Annotated in this window: 14 protein-coding genes; 2 read left to right on the top strand and 12 right to left on the bottom strand. The window is 47.9% G+C overall.

The features are described 5' to 3' along the window. Positions 1-203 precede the first annotated feature (203 nt). The 4 genes from pflB to parE all read right to left on the bottom strand — a co-directional run bounded on the left by pflB (position 204) and on the right by parE (position 8,819). Positions 204-2,462: a formate C-acetyltransferase gene (pflB, locus tag EKM92_RS03325; RefSeq protein WP_125707853.1), complete on the bottom strand. Its 2,259-nt coding sequence runs from the start codon at positions 2,460-2,462 to the stop codon at positions 204-206. A gap of 339 nt (positions 2,463-2,801) precedes the next feature. Beyond that, positions 2,802-3,971: a 2-isopropylmalate synthase gene (locus tag EKM92_RS03320; RefSeq protein WP_125707851.1), complete on the bottom strand. Its 1,170-nt coding sequence runs from the start codon at positions 3,969-3,971 to the stop codon at positions 2,802-2,804. A gap of 379 nt (positions 3,972-4,350) precedes the next feature. Then, positions 4,351-6,804: a DNA topoisomerase IV subunit A gene (gene parC / locus EKM92_RS03315; RefSeq protein ID WP_125707849.1), complete on the bottom strand. Its 2,454-nt coding sequence runs from the start codon at positions 6,802-6,804 to the stop codon at positions 4,351-4,353. Beyond that, positions 6,804-8,819 carry a DNA topoisomerase IV subunit B gene (gene parE, locus EKM92_RS03310; protein WP_125707847.1) on the bottom strand — a complete coding sequence of 672 codons (2,016 nt, stop codon included), beginning with the start codon at positions 8,817-8,819 and terminating at the stop codon, positions 6,804-6,806. The genes parC and parE overlap by 1 nt, the downstream gene beginning before the upstream one ends. 253 nt (positions 8,820-9,072) lie before the next feature. Here parE and plsY point away from each other — a divergent pair, with 253 nt between their 5' ends. Then, positions 9,073-9,693, top strand: coding sequence for a glycerol-3-phosphate 1-O-acyltransferase PlsY (plsY, locus tag EKM92_RS03305; RefSeq protein WP_125707845.1), 621 nt, complete (start codon positions 9,073-9,075; stop codon positions 9,691-9,693). A 115-nt stretch (positions 9,694-9,808) separates the two neighbouring features. On the opposite strand, the gene EKM92_RS03300 is transcribed toward plsY, so the two are convergent. Together EKM92_RS03300 and EKM92_RS03295 are read right to left on the bottom strand one after the other, a co-directional pair. After that, on the bottom strand, positions 9,809-10,738 hold the full coding sequence (locus EKM92_RS03300) for a DUF7916 family protein (RefSeq protein WP_125707843.1): 930 nt from the start codon (positions 10,736-10,738) through the stop codon (positions 9,809-9,811). A gap of 44 nt (positions 10,739-10,782) precedes the next feature. After that, on the bottom strand, positions 10,783-12,123 hold the full coding sequence (locus EKM92_RS03295) for a PTS sugar transporter subunit IIC (protein WP_125707841.1): 1,341 nt from the start codon (positions 12,121-12,123) through the stop codon (positions 10,783-10,785). A 224-nt stretch (positions 12,124-12,347) separates the two neighbouring features. Here EKM92_RS03295 and EKM92_RS03290 point away from each other — a divergent pair, with 224 nt between their 5' ends. Beyond that, positions 12,348-13,568, top strand: coding sequence for an ROK family transcriptional regulator (locus tag EKM92_RS03290; RefSeq protein ID WP_125707839.1), 1,221 nt, complete (start codon positions 12,348-12,350; stop codon positions 13,566-13,568). Positions 13,569-13,623: 55 nt separating this feature from the next. Here the strand turns inward: EKM92_RS03290 and EKM92_RS03285 are convergent, their stop codons facing one another. The 6 genes from EKM92_RS03285 to topA form a co-directional block, all read right to left on the bottom strand. After that, entirely contained in the window at positions 13,624-14,505 is an 882-nt protein-coding gene (locus EKM92_RS03285) for an aldose 1-epimerase family protein (protein ID WP_125707837.1), read from the bottom strand. Between the two features lie 42 nt (positions 14,506-14,547). Continuing rightward, entirely contained in the window at positions 14,548-15,951 is a 1,404-nt protein-coding gene (gene hslU, locus EKM92_RS03280; RefSeq protein WP_125707835.1) for an ATP-dependent protease ATPase subunit HslU, read from the bottom strand. Between the two features lie 226 nt (positions 15,952-16,177). Next, complete coding sequence (gene hslV / locus EKM92_RS03275; protein ID WP_125707833.1) at positions 16,178-16,702, bottom strand: ATP-dependent protease subunit HslV; 525 nt, start codon at positions 16,700-16,702, stop codon at positions 16,178-16,180. Positions 16,703-16,774: 72 nt separating this feature from the next. Next, the gene (gene xerC / locus EKM92_RS03270; RefSeq protein ID WP_125707831.1) at positions 16,775-17,671 is read right to left on the bottom strand and encodes a tyrosine recombinase XerC; all 897 of its coding nucleotides are present in this window, start codon (positions 17,669-17,671) and stop codon (positions 16,775-16,777) included. A 679-nt stretch (positions 17,672-18,350) separates the two neighbouring features. Beyond that, the gene (gene trmFO, locus EKM92_RS03265) at positions 18,351-19,652 is read right to left on the bottom strand and encodes a methylenetetrahydrofolate--tRNA-(uracil(54)-C(5))-methyltransferase (FADH(2)-oxidizing) TrmFO (protein WP_125707829.1); all 1,302 of its coding nucleotides are present in this window, start codon (positions 19,650-19,652) and stop codon (positions 18,351-18,353) included. A 130-nt stretch (positions 19,653-19,782) separates the two neighbouring features. Continuing rightward, the gene (topA, locus tag EKM92_RS03260; RefSeq protein ID WP_125707827.1) at positions 19,783-21,864 is read right to left on the bottom strand and encodes a type I DNA topoisomerase; all 2,082 of its coding nucleotides are present in this window, start codon (positions 21,862-21,864) and stop codon (positions 19,783-19,785) included. Between the last annotated feature and the right edge of the window lie 97 nt (positions 21,865-21,961).

The raw sequence follows: 21,961 nt of genomic DNA, 5'->3' as shown, positions 1-21,961 counted from the left end.
ACGGGAGTCGCAATGCGACTCCCGCTGCATGACTGTTGAGTTCTTGCCTATTGTGACGTGTTTAAGGTGACGCTTTCGTCGTCGAGCTCCGTTAAGGCAACGCCCAAGCAGTTAGCTACGCTCAACGCTTCGAACCAAACCCGGGTTCAAAGCGTCGAGCTACGCTACCTGTTGGGCTAAAACCGCCTCAACTGCGCTCTGGGCTACATTTCTTCGAAGAAGGTCCGAGAAATAACGTCGTCTTGTTGTTCCTTCGTCAAGTCAGCGAAGTATACGCAGTAGCCGGATACCCGCACAGTAAGGGTTGGGTATTCTTCTGGGTGCTTTTGCGCGTCGATCAAAGTTTCCTTGTTGAAGACGTTGATGTTCAAATGCATCCCGTTGTTGTGCATATAACCATCGATCATGTTGACCAAGGTGTCTTTGCGAGTTTCGTCGTCGTGACCCAAGGTGTTAGGGGTCACACCAAACGTGTTGGAGATCCCGTCAGTGGCGTAGTGATAAGGGATCTTGGCGGTGGACATCAAGGATGCCAAAGCCCCGTTCTTTTCAGCGCCGTAAGCTGGGTTGGCACCAGGTGAGAATGGTTCGCCTTTTTGACGACCGTTAGGCGTGGTACCAGTGTTCTTGCCGTAAACGACGTTGGAAGTGATGGTCAATACGGAAGTAGACAACTTCGCATTGTGATACAAGTGATGCGTGTTCATCTTACCGTAGAACCACTTGATCAACCAAACCGCAATTTCATCGGCACGATCATCGTTGTTCCCATAACGTGGGTAGTCATTGTCTTCAGCTTTGAAGTCAACGGCAACGCCTTTTTCATCACGGATAACATGCACTTTACCATACTTGATGGCAGAAATGGAGTCAACCGCATGGGAGAAGCCAGAGATCCCGGTAGCGAAGGTGTAATCCAAATGGGTATCCTTCAAGGCCAATTGCGCAGCTTCATAGTAGTACTTGTCATGCATATATTGGATAGCGTTCAAGGCGTTAACATAAACGTCTGCTAACCAGTCAGCTTGAACAGAGAACTTCTTCATGAAGTCGTCGTAGTCGATGACATCGGTAGTGATCGGCTTCGTTTCAGGACCAACTTGCTTTTCGCCGATTTCATCAACACCACCGTTGATGGCGTATAAAATGGCTTTGGCTAAGTTAGCACGGGCACCGAAGAATTGAACCCCGTCTTTAATTGGTTGTGCGGAAACACAGCAAGCAATGCCGTAGTAGTCTGTGCCCCATTCAGTCCGCATCAGATCATCGTTTTCATATTGGATCGTGGAAGAAGTGATGGAAACTTCAGTGGCATAGCGCTTGAAGCCTTCTGGTAATGCTTCAGACCAAAGCAAGGTAATGTTTGGTTCTGGGGCGGCACCCATGTTGTCCAAAGTCTTCAAGAAGCGGAAGGCAGTCTTGGTGATATGGTGACGACCATCAAAGCCAACACCACCTAAGGACAAGGTAGCCCAAATTGGGTCGCCTGAGAACAGGGAGTTGTATTCTTCAGTCCGGATGAAGCGAACCATACGCAACTTCATAACCAAGTGATCGATAAATTCTTGGGCTTGGCTTTCGTTGATCAAGCCACGCTTCATATCACGTTCAATGAAGGCATCGATTGTGGTATCGATACGGCCAACAGACATTGCGGCACCGTTTTGAGTCTTAACGGCTGCCAAGTAGCCGAAGTAGATCCATTGGATGGCTTCTTGGGCGTTAGTCGCAGGCTTGGAAATATCGTAGCCGTAGCTAGCAGCCATCTTCTTGATGTCGCCTAAAGCACGATATTGATCAGAAACTTGTTCACGCAGACGGATCACATCATCAGTCATTTCGCCATCGCCGATGTGTTGGAAGTCGTTGAACTTGTCAGCCATCAAACGATCGATCCCATAAATGGCGATCCGTGGGAAGTCAGCAACGATCCGGCCACGTGCGTATGCATCTGGAAGACCAGTGACGATCTTGTAGTGACGCGCTTTACGCATATCAGGGGTGTAAACATCAAAGACCCCTTGGTTATGCGTCTTATGATATTCAGTGAAGATCTTATGCATTTCTGGATCTGGCTTGTAGCCGTAAGATTCCAACGCATCTTCAGCCATGCGGATCCCACCGAATGGCATGAACGCACGCTTCAATGGCTTATCAGTTTGCAAACCAACAATGGTTTCCAAATCTTTGTTCAAGTAGCCAGGACCATGACTTGTGATCGTGGCAACCACATTGGTGTCAGCATCAAGCACACCACCTGCAGCACGTTCTTGTTTCTTGAGGTTGAGGACTTGGTTGTTCAAAGTGGTGGTTGCTTCAGTTGGCCCTGCCAAAAAGCTTTCATCACCATTGTATTGGGTCAGGTTCTGTTGAATGAAGTCGCGGACATTGATTTCGCTTTGCCAGTTGCCGCCGTTGAAACCTTCCCAGTAGTTGGTTTCGGTTTTGTCTAACTGTTTCATCTGAGTTGCCTCCTAAAATGTGATTACCATGTCACAGATTTTACATTCTTACTATAACACACTCCGACAATCTTGCAAGCCTTTTCTTTCGCTTTCTCATGCGAATATAAATTCTTTTCGCGTTACGGTGTGAAACCACTACTCCGTTCGCTGTTTCACGAGATTGCGGTTACATTTAAAATGACATCGTTCTCATTAACGGCCTGTACTAATCACATATAATAATACAGTTTTCCAATTTGTGTAGTGATACAACACATGTCGAAATTCCATAGCAGTTTCTCCGAAATCGCGATACAGCACGAAAAAAGCCGACTGAATTCACAGTCGACTTTGGCCTTAAGCGCGTTTTTGCTGTTGTGTCTTGTAGTCCTGCATCATCGCGATCATTTCATCAGGGGTCACCAGATCCGTTTCATCGGCAATGGCTTTAAACATTGGGAAAATGTCCGTCATCATTTCACGGTTCACTTGGTAGCCCATTTCATTGAGTTTGTTCATCACCGCATGAGAACCAGACAGCTTCCCTAAAGGTAGGCTGGTGTGCATCCCAACATCTTCTGGGACCAGAATTTCATAAGTTTGACGATTTTTCAGCATGCCATCTTGATGGATCCCTGATTCATGGGCAAAGGCATTGGCACCAACGATCGGACGGTTGGGCCCAACCGCAATGCTAGAAGCTTGGGCGACGATTTCTGAGACATGCTTGGTTTGTGGCAGGTTGATGTTGGTTTGCGCATTATAGAAGTCGCCACGAACATGAATTGCTGCCGCGACTTGAATTTCATCAACGTTCCCAGCGCGATCGCCTAGGCCATTGATCGTACCTTGCACTTGGGTGGCACCGTTTTTAATGGCGGCCATTGCATTGGCCATCGCCATGCCTAAATCGTTGTGCGTGTGAGCCGCCCATTCGATTTGGTCAAATTCAGCAATATGGGCTTTGAGGTTCGCGAAAATCGCCCCGAATTCTTCAGGATCATCGTAACCGACAGTGTCTGGAATGTTGATCATGGTGGCACCGGCGTCAATGGCTGCTTGCACAGCTTCAACTAAGAAGTCAGGTTCAGTGCGGGAAGCGTCTTCGGGACTGAACTCTACCACGTCAAACATGGTTTTGGCATAGGCCACATCTGATCGGATCTTCGCAATCATTTCTTCCTTGGTCATGTGCAGCTTGTATTCACGGTGGATCGGGCTGGTGGCAATGAAGGTGTGCAGCATTTGATGAGGTGCTGGGGCAATTGCATCGCGCACCGCGATCATGTCTTTGCGCACTAGGCGAGCTAAGCCGGTGACGGTGGTGTGCTTGATGGTTTTGGCGATCGCATTGACAGCGCGGAAGTCTTCAGGGCTTGCAATTGGAAAGCCAGCTTCAATGTAATCGACGCCCCATGCTTCCAAGGCTTTGGCGATTTCAACTTTTTGTGCCACGGAGAAGTTGACCCCAATGGTTTGTTCACCATCGCGTAAAGTGGTATCGAAGAATTTGATTTGTTTTGTCATAAGTAGACCCTCCATAAATTGTGTTTTGCTGATTTAAATGAATAAAAAATAGGGCCCTAACTCACACATCATCTGTGTATAGCTAGGACCCTATTGCTTGCCTAGCCACCGAATTCGCTTCAGTGGCGTTGCAGCCACCGTTCGTCGATGGCCGCATCTCAAATGCCGCGATCGACTAAATCAACAATCGATCACGCAACAACGCAGTATTTTGATTCGTAATAATAATGGCATTTTTCATGATGAACTTCCTCCGCGTGTTGTTATTTGATGAAGTTAAGATTAAACGTTTCTCATTGTTTTGTCAACAGTTTCATCAAATTCTTTTTTATCCAACAAAAAACAGTCCTGAATGAGATCAGGACTGTTGATCAATCGATTAGTTTTCCGCGCTAGGTAAATCGATGATGGTTTCACCATGGACATAAGTTGGGACACCTTGTGTTTCCGTGTCGATCACAAATGACCCATTGGAGTAACGATCGCCATCAGGACTACTATTTGGATCCAGTGGCACCAACGTATCGTTATCTGTTAATACGGTTAAAGCGGTGTTATCATCCACGACATTCATGGCGACGATGCGATGTGGGGCTTTCTTCAATTCACGCAACACCATCAAACCACGGCGAGCCCGGGTAGCAACACCCATTTCTTTGAGTTTCATTTTCTTGAAGGCACCACGTTGGGTCAAGATCCCAACTTCAGTGTTTTCTGGATCCTCCGCTAAAATGAAGTTCACGACGTAATCGCCATCTTTCAGGTCGACGCTCTTGACCCCAGTGGCGCGAGCGCCGATCACAGAAACTTCACTCAACGCAAACTGCAAACCATAAGCTTGATTGGTAACAGCAAAAACGGTTTGCTGAGACTCAGGTGCTACGAAGTACGCATTGGTCACTACTGCATCTTTGGCTTTGAGCTTCATCCCCACCATTGGGCGACTCTTATAGTTGCGCTGTGGTTGCATGTCTGCAAGTGCGGTTTGTTTGATATAGCCGTCGCTAGAACCTAAGACGAAGTTCCCAGCTTGAGTCAAATCATCAAAACCAAAGGCTGCGATCACTTGTTCGTCTGCATCGATGCCAACAGTTTGTGACAAATGTTCCCCAGCATCTTTCCAACGCGCGTCAGTGATTTCATGCACTGGGCGATAAATCACATTCCCGTGGTTAGTAATGATGTACAAGTGTTGCAACGTCCCCATTTCTCGATCAAAAATTGGGAAGTCGTTGTCTTTGAGGCCGTTATCTGAGGCGTCGACTGCTTGATAACTCCGCAATGACGAACGTTTCATGTAACCGTCGCGAGAAACTAAGACCATGACGCGTTCATCGGCGACAGTCACAGTGGTATCGACTTCCAAAGCTTCGATTTCATTTTGAATGGTGGACTTGCGGTCATCCCCATAAGTTTTGGCAATGTCAGAAAGTTCTGATTCGATCACTTGGTCGCGAACTTGCGGATCACCGAGGATCGCTTGGTAGCCGGCAATCGCTTTTGCCAATTGGGCTGCTTCTGCTTCAAGGGCAGTGATATCGGTATTGGTCAAACGATACAATTGCAAGGACACGATGGCTTCTGCTTGCGCCGTCGAAAAGTCGTATTCAGACACCAAGTTCTTCTTCGCATCAGCTTTATCTTTAGATCCACGAATGGTTTTGATCACTTGATCTAAAATTGAGATCATTTTGATCAAGCCTTGCACAATGTGTTCACGCGCTTGCGCCTTGGCCAAGTCATATTGCGTGCGGCGTGTGACGACTTGTTGGCGGTGTTTGATATACGCTTCAAGCATCGGCTTGAAGCCTAATTGCTTAGGCTTCATGTCAGCAATGGCCACCATGTTGAAGTTGTAAGTCACTTGCAAGTCTGTGTTTTTGAACAAGTAAGTTTGAATGCCTTCAGCATTGGCTTCTTTTTTCAGTTCAATGACCACGCTTAACCCAAAGCGATCAGATTCATCGCGGACTTCAGCGATACCATCGACTTTTTTGGCAACGCGGATCTCATCGATTTTCTTGACAAGGTCTGCTTTGTTGACTTCATAAGGTAACTCAGAAACCACGATTTGTTGTTTGCCGCCGCGTAAGTCTTCCACATGGGTACGCGAGCGGACCACGATTTTACCGCGGCCAGTTTGATAAGCTTGCTTAATGCCAGCAAGCCCTTGAATGATCCCACCAGTTGGGAAGTCTGGGCCTTGAACAAACTTCATCAAGGCATCCAGATCGGCATCAGGATGCTTCAACAAATATAAAATTGCATTGATCACTTCTCGCAAGTTATGCGGCGGGATGTCTGTGGCATACCCACTGGAGATCCCAGTGGCGCCGTTGACGAGCAAGTTAGGAAACGCTGCGGGTAAAACAGTCGGCTCTTGCGCCGTGTCGTCAAAGTTCAATACCATATCAACGGTATCTTTATCGATATCTTTCAGCATTTCTGCTGAGATCTTCGATAATCGCGCTTCGGTATAACGCATGGCAGCAGGCGGATCGCCATCCATCGACCCGTTATTCCCGTGCATTTCAATTAATGGGGCCCGGAGTTTCCAATCTTGAGACAAGCGGACCATTGCTTCATAAATCGAGCTATCACCATGGGGATGGTAGTTACCCATGACGTTCCCAACGGATTTGGCGGATTTACGAAAACCTTTGTCAAAGGTGTTGCCGTCTTCATTCATCGCAAACAAAATCCGGCGTTGTACAGGTTTTAAGCCGTCGCGGACATCAGGCAGCGCCCGTTCTTGAATAATGTATTTGGAATAGCGGCCGAAGCGTTCGCCCATGACTTGTTCCAGGGTCATTTCTTGGATTTGATTCGCCATTACTTACGCTTCCCCTTTCGCAGTTGTTGTTTGATTTTGGTCGCCCCAAATTGCATATTGGCATGGTCAACCGTTTTCGTTTCCAAAATCGACCCTTCATCATCGAGGTCAAATTCGACGTTTTGTTCGATCCATTCACGACGTGGTTCAACCCGGTCGCCCATTAAGGTGGTGACCCGACGTTCTGCTAACGCCCCATCTTCAACCCGCACCCGAATTAACGTGCGAGTTTCTGGGTTCATCGTGGTTTCCCACAATTGATCGGCGTTCATTTCCCCTAACCCTTTAAAACGGGTCAAGGTGTAGCCTTTACCCATTTTCTTGGTTTCGGCTTCCAGTTCTTCATCAGTCCAGGCATAAGCGATTTGAATGTTGGCGCCTTTGCCTTTTTGCAGGCGATATAACGGTGGCAAGGCGATGTAGACTTTCCCTGCATCCATCAATGGCCGCATGTAACGGTAGAAGAAAGTCAGCAACAAGATCTGAATATGCGCACCATCAGTATCCGCATCGGTCATGATAATGACTTTATCGTAATTTGCCGCGTCAATATCAAATTCTGCGCCGACGCCAGCACCGATGGTATAGATCATGGTGTTGATTTCTTGGTTTTTGGTGATGTCAGCGAGTTTGGCTTTTTGGGTGTTTAAAACTTTCCCACGCAATGGCAAAATCGCTTGGAACTTGCGATCGCGACCTTGTTTAGCAGAGCCGCCGGCAGAATCCCCTTCGACTAAGTACAATTCATTCTTTTTGGCGTTTTTAGATTGAGCAGGCGTTAACTTGCCTGACAACAAGCTAGTGTCTTTCTTCTTACGCTTACCATGACGGGAATCATCACGAGCGCGCCGGGCTGCTTCACGCGCTTCACGCGCTTTAACGGCTTTACGGACTAATTCTTGGGCCGCTGTGCCTTGTTCCATTAAATAAAAGCTGAGTTGTTCGTAAACGACCGCATCGACGACAGAGCGTGCTTGCGGCGTGCCGAGCTTGCCTTTGGTTTGGCCTTCAAACTGCAGGATCTCTTCTGGAATCCGAACCGCTAACACACCAGCCAAGCCTTCGCGGACATCAGAGCCTTCAAGGTTTTTATCTTTGTCTTTGAGAATGTTGACTTTGCGGGCAAAATCATTGAACGCGCGGGTCATTGCAGAACGCAAGCCCACTTCATGAGTCCCACCATCACCGGTGCGGACGTTGTTAACAAAAGAGATCAAGTTTTCAGAGTAGCCGTCGTTGTATTGCCCAGCAAAATCAACTACTACGCCGTCTTTTTCGCCTTCGAAGTTGAAAACGTCAGATAATGTGTCTTTGCCTTCGTTTAAATATTTAACGAAGGATACCAGGCCATCTGGATAGTGATAGATCTCCACGCGATCAGTGCGCTCATCAGTTAGCGAGATCTCAATGTTTTTCAACAAGAACGCTGATTCACGCAAACGCTCCGCCAAAGTGTCAAATGAGTACACCGTGGTGGTAAAAATTGTCGGATCTGGTTTAAAGGTGATGGTCGTGCCATTAGGTTCGTTAACTTTACCGAGCTTTTGCAACCCGCCATCTGGATGACCGCCGGCAATGAAGTGTTCTTCAAACGCATGCTTGTCGCGCACCACGCGTACCGTCAAGCTTTCTGATAAAGCATTAACGACAGAAGAGCCGACCCCATGTAACCCGCCTGAAGTTTTATAAGAATTCTGATCAAATTTCCCACCAGCGTGCAACACCGTTAAAATGACTTCAATGGTGGGCTTGCCGCTAGCATGCATCCCAGTTGGCATCCCGCGCCCATGATCTTGGACAGTGATCGAGTTGTCTTTGTGGATGGTGACTTTAATTTTATCGCCGTATCCCGCCAATGCTTCATCGACGGCATTGTCAACGATTTCATAAACGAGGTGATGCAAGCCTCGGGTATCAGTCGAGCCGATATACATCCCGGGACGCTTGCGCACGGCTTCTAGCCCGTGCAGCACCTGGATCGATGAATCCGTGTAAGCTGAACTTTGCGTATCCATTCAATTCTTCCTCTCTTTACAACATGTTACTAATGTACACTTGTGAGCCCAGAAACTAAAGCGATTTCCCAGAAATCCAGGGGCCTGTCCAACTTATCTCCTGCAGGCGATGAATTGGACAGGCCGTTGGATCACGACTTGCAAGCCTAAACTATTTTACGCGTCGTTTTCGCAATCGTCAAAAAAATGCTACAATAGCACCACGACTATATGCGGTACCCCTTGGGTGCGGCAACAAAGGAGAGGCAGTTTTTTGACAATCGCCCTATGTTTCATCCTCGCGTACTTAATTGGTTCCATCCCCAGCGGCGTTTGGGTCGGCCAAGCATTTTTTCACCAAGACATTCGCGAATCCGGCTCCCATAATATCGGCACCACCAATGCTTATCGGGTGCTAGGTCCAGCCGGTGGCTCGATCGTGTTGGTGATGGATATTTTAAAAGGGACCCTTGGTGCAAGCCTCCCAATTTTCTTTGGGATTCAGCAACACTGGTTGGTCTTGATCGTCGGCTTAGCAGCAGTGGCTGGTCACACCTTTTCAATTTTCATTCATTTCAAAGGCGGCAAAGCCGTGGCCACTAGTGCGGGCATTTGCTTAGCTTATGACTGGAAGTTCTTCTTGATCTGCTGTGCGATTTTTATCAGTCTCGTGATCTTAACGTCGATGGTGTCGATCGCATCCACTGTCGGCATGGGTTTAGTCACGTTTGTCAGTTTGTTTTGGCATGATTGGTTGTTGACCATCGTGGCTTGTGCGTTGTGGGTGGTGTTCTTGATCCGCCACAAACAAAACTTCGCCCGCATTAAAGCAGGCACAGAAAATATGGTGCCGTTTGGATTGGGACTATATCTCAGGAATCACCGAAACAAATAAATGATGAGGTCGGGCCAAGTGCCTGACCTATTTTATTGGCGTCGCCCACCAAAAAACACCGACGATTTCTGCTAACGGAAACCGCCGGTGTTTTTGAAAACGTATCTTGTTTTAATTAACGATAAATCGAGCGAGCCATCCGCTGCAAGGCGTGACGTTCACCACGGATCGCTTTGCTCAAAGCGAAGATGGTGTCAACTGGTGAAATCACACCCCAAGCCGCATCGCCGACGTGTTGAATGTCGACGCCACAGATCTTGTTGCGGATGCCGATTTGCTCCATGTAAGAAGCGCCTGAGCCTTCTTGACTGGTACCGATGGTGCTCATCACTAACGCACCGTTAGCATGGGCAAGATGGACAATTTCCTTGAGTTCCGCATCATCGAGATCTGGGACAGTCCCAACAGCAGGCACTAAGATCACATCTGCGCCAGCATCTAAGAAGGCTTGCGTTGCTTCAACGGATACGACCGGTTCGTTGACCCCAGCACCATGCATTTTACCGGCGATCACTAAACCAGAGAACACAGACTTTGCCACTTTGATGTTCGCCGCGATTTGCGCATTGGTGACCCCAGTACCAGGGTTACCAGTTAAGCAAACGAAGTTGAACCCGAGGGCTTCAGCAGCCTTCAACGTCTTTTCGCTAGCCATGCGGCCTTCTGGGATGACCAAACGATCTTCAGCCATGTCCGCATTGGGATCAACTGGTTCCAAGTTCACACCGATGGGGCGTCCAACCAGTTTTTGCAAGCGATGGATCGATTCCCCGTCGCGGTGAACCTTGGCAGTTGCCAAGCTGGTTTCGCCAGGATACAACCCGACGATCAAAGGATTGAGGACATCACAAGCGTTCAACAAGATCATGTCAGCGCCAAATGCTGCGGCATATTCACTGGTGGTGATGCCATCCATTGGTTCGTGAACCACGACGTTTTCGGATAAAATCACGCGCCCTTCAGAAGCTTTGATACTTTGCTTCAACTGCGCCCCATCCATTGCCAGCATGTCGCTGGTATCTGCAGAAATCAAACGTTTAACCATGTATTATTATCAACCTTTCAAAATGTTTTTCGAAACCGAGGAAATTATGCAGGTTCTTGACCGGCTTCTTCAAGCTTTTGTTGCTTATTGACAACCATTAAGAATGGCAAGTAGATCAAAATGTCTAAGACAATGTTGATGGCTTGCAAGACACTCGCTTGCCAAGCATTGGTGGCCAAGAATCCAGAAATGATCGGCGGCATTGTCCAAGGCACAACCGCACCGATACACAGTGGCACAATGCCAGTGGCCATGGCGATATAAGTGGTGGTGACATTGATCATTGGGGCTAAGATAAATGGAATGATCAAGCTAGTGTTTAACACGATCGGCATCCCAAACATTGTTGGTTCATTGATGTTGAAGATCCCAGGGGTGATAGTCAATGGTGCCAGAACTTCCAATTGTTTAGAAGCACGTTTGGAGAAGACGATGATCCCAATGGCTAAAACTAACCCTAAAGTGGCACCGCCGCCGCCCATAAAGACGAAGTTATCGATAAATGGTTGGGTGATGACGTGGCCACCGTGGTTGATGGTCAACTTACCAGCTTTGAACAACAAACGGTTGGCATCAGTGTTCATCAACCAAATTGGACTGATGATGTTGTTGACAACGTTAGCACCATGGATCCCAACAAACCAGAAAGCACTGTTAAGCAGTACGGCAACTAACGTCCCACCATAAGTGTCACCTAACAATCCTAATGGCTTGGAGAGAATGTGTAACAGTAAATCATGAATGTTACCCAGGCCAGTCCAAGTGAAGATCGCATAAACGGCACCGAACAAGGTAATGATCACAGCACCTGGGATCAACGCAGAGAAACTCTTGGCAACAGCCGGTGGCACCGTATCTGGCATGTGAATTTGAACGTTATGGTTAATGAACCACTGGAAGATCCCCCCAGCGACTAACCCAATAATAATGGCGATGAATAAGCCTTTGGAACCTAAATACCCATAAGGCATCCCTTCAAGTGGCACTTTATCACCGCTCATGATGCTAGGCGTTACCACGAAAAATGACCCTAAGGCGATCACACCAGCGGATTTCCCATCAGTGTGATGTTGTTCGGCATAACTGGAGGCGATCCCGAAACACCCGATCAACCCCAACAACCCGAAGGACCCGTTGACGATTTTGGTGAAAATGGCTGCGACTGACACACCATGGATCATCGTCGCGGCGATCCATGTGGTCCAGGCCGTAATTGGAAAACTCCCTAAAATCAGGAAGATGGAACCGATGATGATCATTGGCATCGCCAACGTGATCCCGTCACGAATGGCGATCAGTGGTTTGTTTTGACTGAGTTTAACGGCAACTGGCATCATATAGCGTTCGATGAAACCAGCCTTACCTTCTTGGCTGTCTTTGCTCATGTAAACTCCCTCTTTCCTCAAAGTGTGGTGTGGGATCATCGGCGGGCCCGCCTAATAATTTCATTTAACAATTAATAATTAACAAATCCGTTGTGGACTTGTATAATTTAATCAATCCCTATCACCACTACCTATGTTAGTGGTAACGGTTGCATAGTTCAACAGATTCAGGTTTAAGAATATCGCTTAATGGTTGTTTTTCGCAACGATTAGAAAGGCAGTTTATGACACCTACTCAAATCAAACGAATGGAACACATCCTTGGACACCTTTACACACAAGGCACACAATCAAGAGCCCAGCTTGCTGTTCGCACTAAAACAACGCCAGCGACGATCAGCCGCGATACGGCGATCATGTTGTCATGGGGGTTGGTTGAGGAATGCGGCCTCGAACCCTTACCGACGCACCACCCAGGCCCTCGACAAGTGTTGCTGCGAGTTGCTAGTGGTGGTTCAGCGTATCTCGGGATTGAATTGACTGCCAATAGTTACACTTTTTGTTTAAGTGATCGTACGGGACACTTGCTGGCACAACAAATCATCAGTCGCAATCAGTCTTATCAACGTGATTTTTTAAATGTGGCAACCTTGATCCGCTACCTCAAACAATTCTTATCCGCGCACCAAGACCTGCCGCCAGTGGCTTGTGGTGTCGCATTGCCAGGACATCACATTGAAGCGACGAATCGGATTTCATCGGCGAATGTCACTTGGGCGTATTTTGATTTGAATCCACTAGAAGCGGCATTAGATGTCCCAGTATTTTATGAAAACAACGTCAACTGCGAAGCCTTGGCAGAAAGCTTGATCGGCCCCAATCGCAATGGCGAGAACTTTGTTTATGTTCATGTCGCCCGTGGGATCTTCAGTGCCACGATTCACGATCATAAAATGTACGGCACTAAAAATTTTGCCGTTGGAGAAATTTCTCACACCATCGTTAACCCTGAAGGCGAACTTTGCGATTGCGGTCGCCATGGCTGTTTGCAAACTTACGCCAGTCACGAATGGCTCGTTAAAAAAGCGCGCCTGTTATACGCGAACTCCCCTGATACGATTTTGCATCAATTGGTGAAAAAACCTGATGATATTCATATCGAAACAGTGATCACCGCTTATCAAATGGGCGATTTGGGGATCATCACGCTGCTGACCAATGCAGTACGCTCAATTGCTGCAGTGTTAAATAATTTGGCATTGGTGATCGATGCGCGGCGGATGATCGTTCACGGCTTGTTGTTTGATCAACCGGATTTATTTCATCGCCTGCAAATGTTCTTAGATCAAAATCAATTCCAACTGACCGCAGTGGCTTCACAACAATTATATGTGAAGCCTTTCGACCCGATGGATGGGGCGATCGGCGGTGCGATGTTAGCTGTATCTCGCATGTTATTGACAAGCGACGGGAAGTATTTTAATTGCCCACCAGAAATCCACTAATATGACAAAAAATCACCTGCTCAATTGGATGAGCAGGTGATTTTGCGTTCATGCGTTAGAAAATCGCGATGGAATAGCCGTGATCGAATACTTCACCTGGTTCAAGCTTGTTGATGCCAAGCTTATGCGTGAAGTCCCCATCAGCGTCGATGGTATCGGCAATGCCCCACCAAGGTTCGATGCAAACAAAGCTACCTTCAGTTGGGTATGGGCTCCAAACGCCCATGAATGGGGCATCTGGCATAGTCACTTCAACGCCGTGACGGGTTTTTTCAGAGCGAATGGAGAAAATCGTTTCCCCTTTGAGTTCGTAGATGATCGCGTCGTTTTTAAACAGTTCATGGGAGAGTTGTTGGTTGACGTCAGTGGCCGCTAAGGTGCGGTGTTCGTAATCGATGCCAACGCCGGCAATCAATGGAATTTGAACGCGAGATTTGCGGGGCTTGAATTCCAAATAGTAATCTTCAAACTTGGTGTCTTCAGTTAATGGGACGACAAAGCCAGGGTGGCCACCGATCCCAAAGTACAACGGATCTTTCTCATCAGGGTTGTCAACGCGGTAAGTCACGTCTAAAACATTGTTGGTCAAGGTGAAAGTCAACCGCAAGTTGAACACAAAAGGATACAGCTTGCGAGTGGCTTCTGAGTCTTGCAACAAAAAGGTCACAAACGTTGGGGTGGCTTGTTCCACTTCAAACTCCATATCACGGGCGAAGCCATGTTGGGTCATGTGATATGTTTCACCGTTATATTGATAGGTGTCGTTTTTCAAGGCGCCAACCATTGGGAACAATACCGGCGCATGGCGCTTCCACACCTTAGGATCTGCTTGCCAATTATACTCTTGGCCTGTGTGGTTGTTGATGATGCTGGTGATTTCAGCACCTTTTTCGTCGATGGTGACCGTCAAAAAATCGTTCTTCAATGTTTGTGCCATGTTGTGACTTCCTTTACCTTTATACCCCGATGGGAATTTCAATTATAAAATAAACCGCGTCATATCTTTGTCAGCGGCAATATTGCCGATTTTGTCGTCGACGTACTTCGCAGTGATGGTGATATCGCCAAGGCCCATGTCCGGCCCTTCATATAATACATCTTCCAGCAGTTTTTCCAAAATCGTCGCTAACCGCCGCGCGCCGATATTGTCGGTATCGCGGTTGACACGAGTAGCGATTTGGGCGATAGATTCGATTGCTTCTTTGGTGAAGGTGACATGCACCCCATCGGCACCGATCAAGGCCATATACTGCTTGACTAACGCATTATCCGGCTCTGTTAGAATACGCACGAAATCGTTTTCTGTCAAATCTTTGAGTTCGACACGAATTGGAAAACGCCCTTGCAGTTCTGGAATCAAGTCTGATGGCTTAGCAGTGGCAAAAGCCCCAGAGCCGATAAATAAGACATGTTCCGTAGACAAGGGACCGTATTTGGTGTTGACTGTGGAGCCTTCAACAATTGGCAAAATATCACGTTGGACGCCATCGCGAGAGACTTCGCCGCTGGTGCGTTTGTCGCCGCTAGCAATTTTATCAATTTCATCGATGAAAATGATCCCGTTGTTTTCTGCAGACTTGATCGCATCATGATAAATATCAGCGTGATTGACTAATTTATCGGATTCTTCTTTGATGAAGACTTCGCGGGCTTCTTTAACCGTCATGGTGCGCTGAACTTTCTTTTGTGGCATCATGTTGCCAAGCATTTCACCCATGTCGATGCCCATTTGACCGTACATGTCATTGCCACCAGTTGGTTTCTTCGCATCAGCGACAGTGACTTGCAGTTCGCGGTCTTCAAGCAGGCCTTTTTCCAGTTGTTCGGCAACCGTTAAGCGTTGGTTGCGGACTTCATCCGTGACTTCGCCGTCTTCAGCTTTAGGTTGTGGCATTTCACCATTTTGCATGTTTTGCAACATGCTCATCATGTCAGCCATCGGGTTGCTGTTGGATTTCTTCTCTTTTTTGATTGCTGGCACCAGCAACTTGACCAAGCGTTTGTCTGCTTCGCGAGTCGCGCGGCCACGAACGCCTTCAAACTGCTTGGCTTCTTCCATTTGCACCGCGACATCAGCTAAGTCGCGGACCATTGATTCCACATCACGGCCGACATAGCCGACTTCAGTGAATTTCGTCGCTTCAACTTTGACAAACGGCGCATTGACGACCTTAGCCAAGCGACGGGCAATTTCAGTTTTCCCGACACCAGTAGGCCCGATCATCAGTAAATTCTTTGGGGTGATTTCACGCTGCATGGTTTCAGATAATTGCATGCGGCGGTAACGGTTATATAATGCCACTGCGACGGCTTTTTTGGCGTCATCTTGGCCGATGACATAAGCGTCGAGTTGGGCGACGATTTCTTTTGGGGTTTTGACCATGAATAGGCTCCTCTCAAGTTGTGAGGTGTGTTTGCTTACTTGACTTGTCGTCGAGCGCCGCTGAACAACGCGAACGCGACTAGCTACGCTCTGGGTTACTTCGTCGAGCTGCGTGGTGCAACGCTAACACGTCTAGCTACGCTTCAAGATTCGCGTCAAAACCAGGCGCAAACCTTGAAGCCAGGCTACCCGGTCAGCTAAAACCGCGCCACTTCGCTCTGGGATGTTAATCGAAACTTTCGACGATGATATTGTGGTTGGTGAAAATATCGATCGAACCAGCAATGTCGACCGCTTCTTTAGCGATTTGCTTGGCATCAAGATCAGTGTGGCGGATCATCGCCATTGCTGCGGCTTGGGCGTAGTTACCACCAGAACCGATGGCAACCACATCTTCATCAGGTTCTAAGACTTCACCATTACCTGATACCATCAATAAGTCGTGTTCATCCATGACGATCATCAAGGCTTCGAGTTTTTGTAAGGTGGGATCTTTGCGCCAGTCTTGCGCTAAAGCGACAGCGGCGCGGCGTAAGTTGCCGGCGTGGACTTCAAGTTTCTTTTCAAACCAGTCTTGTAAGGTGAAGGCATCAGCGACGCCGCCAGCAAAGCCGATCACGACTTTGCCGCCAAAGATGCGGCGAACTTTTTGCGCGTTGCCTTTAGAAATCACTTTTTCGCCCATGGTGACTTGGCCGTCACCGGCGATGGCAGTGTGGCCGTCTTTTCGAACTGCTGCAATGGTTGTCATAAGTTTACCTCCGAAAATTGTGAATGTGACTAGTATATGGTGACAAGCTGTCACATGCATCCGTCTGAAGTCTTAATTGTGTTTGGGAAAATATTTCATGTAGTCGTTTTTTAAATGTTCTGTGGTCATATGCGTGTAGATCTGCGTCGTCGATAAGCTTGCGTGTCCCAGTAACTCTTGAACTGACCGTAAGTCTGCGCCGTGGTCGAGTAAGTGAGTCGCAAAAGAATGCCGCAACATATGGGGATGGATCCCGCTAGTTAAACTGGTTTTCTTGATCAATTGATCGAGAATGTACTCAATGCCGCGCGACGTGATCGGTCGGCCATGTTGGTTGACGAACACCGCGTCATGTTGTTGGTCAAGCTTTTCCATCAACATCAAGCGGCCATCGTCCAAATAAGTGTGCAGTGCTTGTTTGCAATACGAGCCAAACGGCACATAGCGATCTTTGTTGCCTTTACCATGCACCAGCAATAATTCCAAATCAAAGTCGATTTGCGAAAGCGTCAAATTCGCGCACTCGCTGACCCGAATGCCAGTGCCATACAGCACTTCCAACAACGCCCGGTTCCGTTGATCAAGTGGCGTATCCCCGTCAACTGTGGCAAACAAGCTTTGGATCTCTTCTTCGTAGAAAAAATCTGGCAAATGATGGTGACTTTTGCGGGTTTCCACTAACTCAAAAGGATCGCTTTTAGCTTGATTCATGCGGATCAAATAACGGTAAAAGCTGCGCAAACTGCTCATTTTCCTAGCAATGCTGGCACGGGATAATTTGCGATCAGACAACTCAGTGAGATAAGTGGACACGTCGAGGTGATCGACATGGGCAAAATCTGTAAAGCCGCCGTTAGCTTTCAGGAATTCGACAAAATCGTCAATGTCTTCTTGATAAGCTTTTTTGGTTTCAGCGGAGTAATGCCGCTCGACGAGTAAAAACTGCAAAAATTCGTTCACGACTTGCATACGCTTTCCCCCTATGAAAATACCTTAACACAATTTTCTTGTCTAGACCAAAAAAATCACGGCCCACCTTGTTTGATCGCGTCGCAGTTCCTTAACCTTTACACAAATGATACCAAACATTTACAATAATTCCACACTATTAGTACTTGCAATTATTTTATGGAGGCGTTATCATGTCACTGAATTCTATGAGGAGTGGGTGGCTGAGCGCAGGTCACTCGTATCACTTCGCGACGGGTGGAAGTGCCCGCTAAACTCTCGGAGACCATCCCGTAGCATCTGGGCTTAACTGTCGAGCGCTGCTAGATCTCCAGTTCCAAAGTGCCGGTACTGAAGGGTCCCAGTCGTGGACTCAAACCAGTTACAGCCGGGAGTAGTGCCCTCACGGTGACGTGAGACGCAAGGCGACGTCTGTTTGCGAAAGGCAGTGCAAAGCCGATTAGCAACGAACGTGGTTAAGGTCTAATAAGCCAAGGCCCGCAGCAACGCCCTTGATATTGTTTGAACTGCATTAACGTAATTAAATGGCATAAAAGCCGCAGATCCACGAAGCAGAATCTTGTTTCGTGGATTTGTTGTGCGCTGACGCAAGGCACACTATTGCTGCTCCAAATAAAAAGCAGATCCCCTACCATATCGCCATGAAGTGGTAGCGGACCTGCTATTTTTTGATTGGTGGTTATGCTTCAGCGGTGAATGCTGCTAATTTCTCCAACGCACGATCAGCAATGGCTTGATTGCGTTCAAGTTTATTTTTGATCCGGCCTGGCAACCCTGGCATAATGCCGAAGTTTGCGTTCATCGGCTGGAAGTGTTGTGGTGACGCATTGGTGATATATTGCGCCATGGCACCGATTTGCGTGGCTTTTGGGAACGTCAATAAATCCTGACCGAGTGCCATGCGGGCAGCGTTGCGACCAGCGATCAAGCCGCTAGCTGCTGATTCCACATAGCCTTCGACACCAGTCATTTGACCAGCAAAGAACAGCCCAGGCTTCAACTTGCTTTGATACGTGGCTTCAAGCACTCGTGGTGAATTCATGTATGTGTTGCGGTGCATCACACCATAACGGACGATTTCCGCGTTTTCTAAACCTGGGATCATCCGGAAAATGCGTTTTTGTTCGCCCCACTTCAAATGCGTTTGGAAGCCCACAATGTTAAACAAGCTGGCCGCGGCGTTATCTTGACGCAACTGTACCACCGCATAAGGATCGCGGCCAGTACGCGGATCGGCTAAACCGACAGGCTTCAAAGGCCCAAATAACATGGTTTGCGCACCACGTTCTGCCATCACTTCGATCGGCATGCACCCTTCAAACACCGTCATGTTTTCAAAGTCGTGACCTTGGGCGACTTCGGCGTGCACCAAGGCATCTTGGAAAGCGAAATATTCATCTTTAGTCATCGGACAGTTCAAATATGCCGCTTCGCCTTTGTCGTAGCGCGACTTTTTGTAGACGATGTCCATGTCAATGGAATTGGCATCAATGATCGGAGCCGCGGCATCAAAGAAGTGCAGCCCTTCTGCCCCGTTGAGTTCAGCGATTTTATCCGCTAAGCCTGCCGCTGTCAACGGCCCAGTGGCGACAACGGTGATCCCTTCAGGAAAATCCGTGAGTTCCTCATTGCTGACATGCACCAAGGGATGTTCGCGGAGTTTTTCTGTCACCGCTTGGGAAAATGGTTCCCGATCCACCGCCAATGCACCACCTGCAGGGACGGCATTGGCGTCAGCAGCAGTCATGATCACAGAATTCAGGCGGCGCATTTCTTCTTTCAACAACCCGACGGCATTGGTGATTTGATTAGCCCGCAAGGAGTTGGTGCACACCAATTCTGCGAAGTTGGCGGTGTGGTGGGCAGGGGTCGTGCTAACGGGACGCATTTCGTATAAATTCACTTCCACGCCGGCATTGGCAATTTGCCAAGCGGCTTCAGCACCGGCTAAACCGGCACCGACGACGTTTACGATCGGCATATTAAGTTCCTCCTTGTTGGTACTTAAAATTAGTATAACGCTTTCTTCTTGATTCAAAAACACGGGGCGCACCTTTTTGAGGTGGTCCCTGTGTTTGAAACGTTTAGATTGTTGAAATTGTCGCCTTGGTTTACTTCTGAACGGCTTCGGAGTAATCACCGTTTGGACAAAGCACTTGCTTGCCGCCGCGGGATTTCTTTTCGATCAAGTAGTGGTCACACTTTGGACAGTTGCGACCGACTGGCTTGTCCCATGAAACGAAGTCACATTCTGGGTAACGGTCACAGCCGTAGAAAATGCGATTCTTCTTGGATTTGCGTTCCACAATTTGGCCTTTGTGGCATTGTGGACAGATCACACCGATTTCTTTGACGATAGCCTTAGTGTTGCGGCAATCTGGGAAGCGTGAACAAGCGTAGAACTTGCCATAACGGCCTAACTTGATCACCATTGGCGCCCCACAGATATCGCAGTTGAAGCCAGCTGGTTCATCTTTGATTTGAATTTTTTCAATGCCAGCTTCGGCATGCTTCAATTCTTTTTCAAAAGGATGATAGAACTGGTCGATGACTTTGACCCAAGGCATTTGCCCTGCTTCGATCGAGTCGAGTTCGCCTTCGACAGAGGCGGTGAACTTAATGTCGACGATGTCTGGGAAGAATTCGCAGATCAGTGAGTTGACGATTTCACCAAGTTCCGTCGGTTCAAAACGCCGGGCATTGAGTTTCACGTAATAGCGCTTTTGAATGGTTTCGATCGTTGGCGCGTAAGTTGAAGGCCGGCCGACGCCGTTTTCTTCCAACGCTTTCACTAAGTTGGCTTCAGAATAACGGGCTGGTGGCTGGGTGAAATGTTGGGCAGGATCGGTTTTCACTAAGGTGACGTGATCGCCGATTTCAAGATCTGGCAACAAGTTATCTTTTTGATCAGCGTCGCGGCTAGACACATAAAGCGTGGTGAAGCCAGCAAACTTGGTTTGACTGCCGTTAGCATGGAAGGTCGCGCCGTTTTGATCAATGGTGACAGCCACCGTGTCGATGACAGCAGGCGTCATTTCAGAAGCGACAAAGCGGCTCCAAATCAAGCGATAAAGCTTCATTTGGTCTTTGTCTAAGACTTTCTCCAAGCTTTCAGGCGTCCGCAATGTCGACGTTGGGCGGATCGCTTCATGGGCGTCTTGCGCCCCTTCTTGCAATTTGCCTTGACGGATCTTCACAGCGGCGTATTCTTCACCGTACTTTTCATGAATAAAGTGAGAAGTTTCAGTCTTCGCGACGTTTGACACACGCGTGGAGTCGGTACGCATATAAGTGATCAACCCGACAGTGCCGAGCTTGCCACCTAAGTTGATCCCTTCATAAAGCTGTTGGGCCAACATCATCGTTTTGCGAGTCCGGAAGTTCAACTTACGGTTGGCTTCTTGTTGCAAGGAACTAGTGGTAAATGGCGGGGCTGGATAACGTTTGCGTTCTTTCTTGACGACATTGGTGATGTCAAAAGGTGCTTTGCGGTCGATCCCACGTAAAACTTCTTGAACGGCGTCGTTGTTCTTCAACGCCATTTTCTTATTGTTTTGACCATAGAAGCTGGCAGCGAATTTCTTGGCAGTGCCTTTTTTAAATTCGGCATCTAACGTCCAGTATTCTTCTGGGACAAAGGCGCGGATCGCTTCTTCACGGTCGATGATCAATTTCAAAGCAACGGATTGCACGCGGCCGGCTGATAAGCCTTTTTTGACTTTCTTCCACAACAGCGGGCTGATGGAATACCCCACCAAGCGATCTAACACCCGACGTGCTTGTTGGGCGTCCACTAAATTCATGTCAATGGAGCGCGGCGTCTTGAAAGCATTTTTCACAGCGTCTTTGGTGATTTCGTTAAAGACGACACGATTTTTACCTTTAGGATCTAACCCTAAAATATGGGACACATGCCAAGCAATGGCTTCCCCTTCACGGTCCGGATCGGCGGCTAGATAAATGTGGTCAGCTTTTTTGGCGTTTTTCTTGAGGTCTTTAATGACATCGCCTTTGCCGCGAATGGAAATATATTTGGGCTCATAATCGTGCTCGAAGTCGATCCCCATTTGACTTTTGGGTAAGTCGCGAATGTGGCCCAGAGACGCAACCACCTTGTAATTGCGACCCAAGTACTTCTCGATAGTTTTGGCTTTTGCTGGCGATTCCACGATGACCAAATTCTTGGCGGTCATGTTCGCCCTCCTTTCACTGAGCGGATTGCTCTAAACTCGGCTATCATATGCAAACAAAATGCGTTTGTCAAATACCGATTTGAAAATATCACACTTG

It is taken from the genome of Lacticaseibacillus porcinae (genome assembly GCF_003946305.1).
Lineage (GTDB): Bacteria > Bacillota > Bacilli > Lactobacillales > Lactobacillaceae > Lacticaseibacillus > Lacticaseibacillus porcinae.
The sequence above is the reverse complement of the archived record's forward strand: the minus strand, read 5'-3'. Positions and strand labels throughout refer to the sequence as shown.

Bases quoted from the DNA above. Each gene is read 5' to 3' on its own strand.
- pflB (WP_125707853.1), bottom strand. From the start codon at position 2,462: ATGAAACAGTTAGACAAAACCGAAACCAACTACTGGGAAGGTTTCAAC.
- EKM92_RS03320 (WP_125707851.1), bottom strand. From the start codon at position 3,971: ATGACAAAACAAATCAAATTCTTCGATACCACTTTACGCGATGGTGAA.
- parC (WP_125707849.1), bottom strand. From the start codon at position 6,804: ATGGCGAATCAAATCCAAGAAATGACCCTGGAACAAGTCATGGGCGAA.
- parE (WP_125707847.1), bottom strand. From the start codon at position 8,819: ATGGATACGCAAAGTTCAGCTTACACGGATTCATCGATCCAGGTGCTG.
- EKM92_RS03300 (WP_125707843.1), bottom strand. From the start codon at position 10,738: ATGGTTAAACGTTTGATTTCTGCAGATACCAGCGACATGCTGGCAATG.
- EKM92_RS03295 (WP_125707841.1), bottom strand. From the start codon at position 12,123: ATGAGCAAAGACAGCCAAGAAGGTAAGGCTGGTTTCATCGAACGCTAT.
- EKM92_RS03290 (WP_125707839.1), top strand. From the start codon at position 12,348: ATGACACCTACTCAAATCAAACGAATGGAACACATCCTTGGACACCTT.
- EKM92_RS03285 (WP_125707837.1), bottom strand. From the start codon at position 14,505: ATGGCACAAACATTGAAGAACGATTTTTTGACGGTCACCATCGACGAA.
- hslU (WP_125707835.1), bottom strand. From the start codon at position 15,951: ATGGTCAAAACCCCAAAAGAAATCGTCGCCCAACTCGACGCTTATGTC.
- hslV (WP_125707833.1), bottom strand. From the start codon at position 16,702: ATGACAACCATTGCAGCAGTTCGAAAAGACGGCCACACTGCCATCGCC.
- xerC (WP_125707831.1), bottom strand. From the start codon at position 17,671: ATGCAAGTCGTGAACGAATTTTTGCAGTTTTTACTCGTCGAGCGGCAT.
- trmFO (WP_125707829.1), bottom strand. From the start codon at position 19,652: ATGCCGATCGTAAACGTCGTCGGTGCCGGTTTAGCCGGTGCTGAAGCC.
- topA (WP_125707827.1), bottom strand. From the start codon at position 21,864: ATGACCGCCAAGAATTTGGTCATCGTGGAATCGCCAGCAAAAGCCAAA.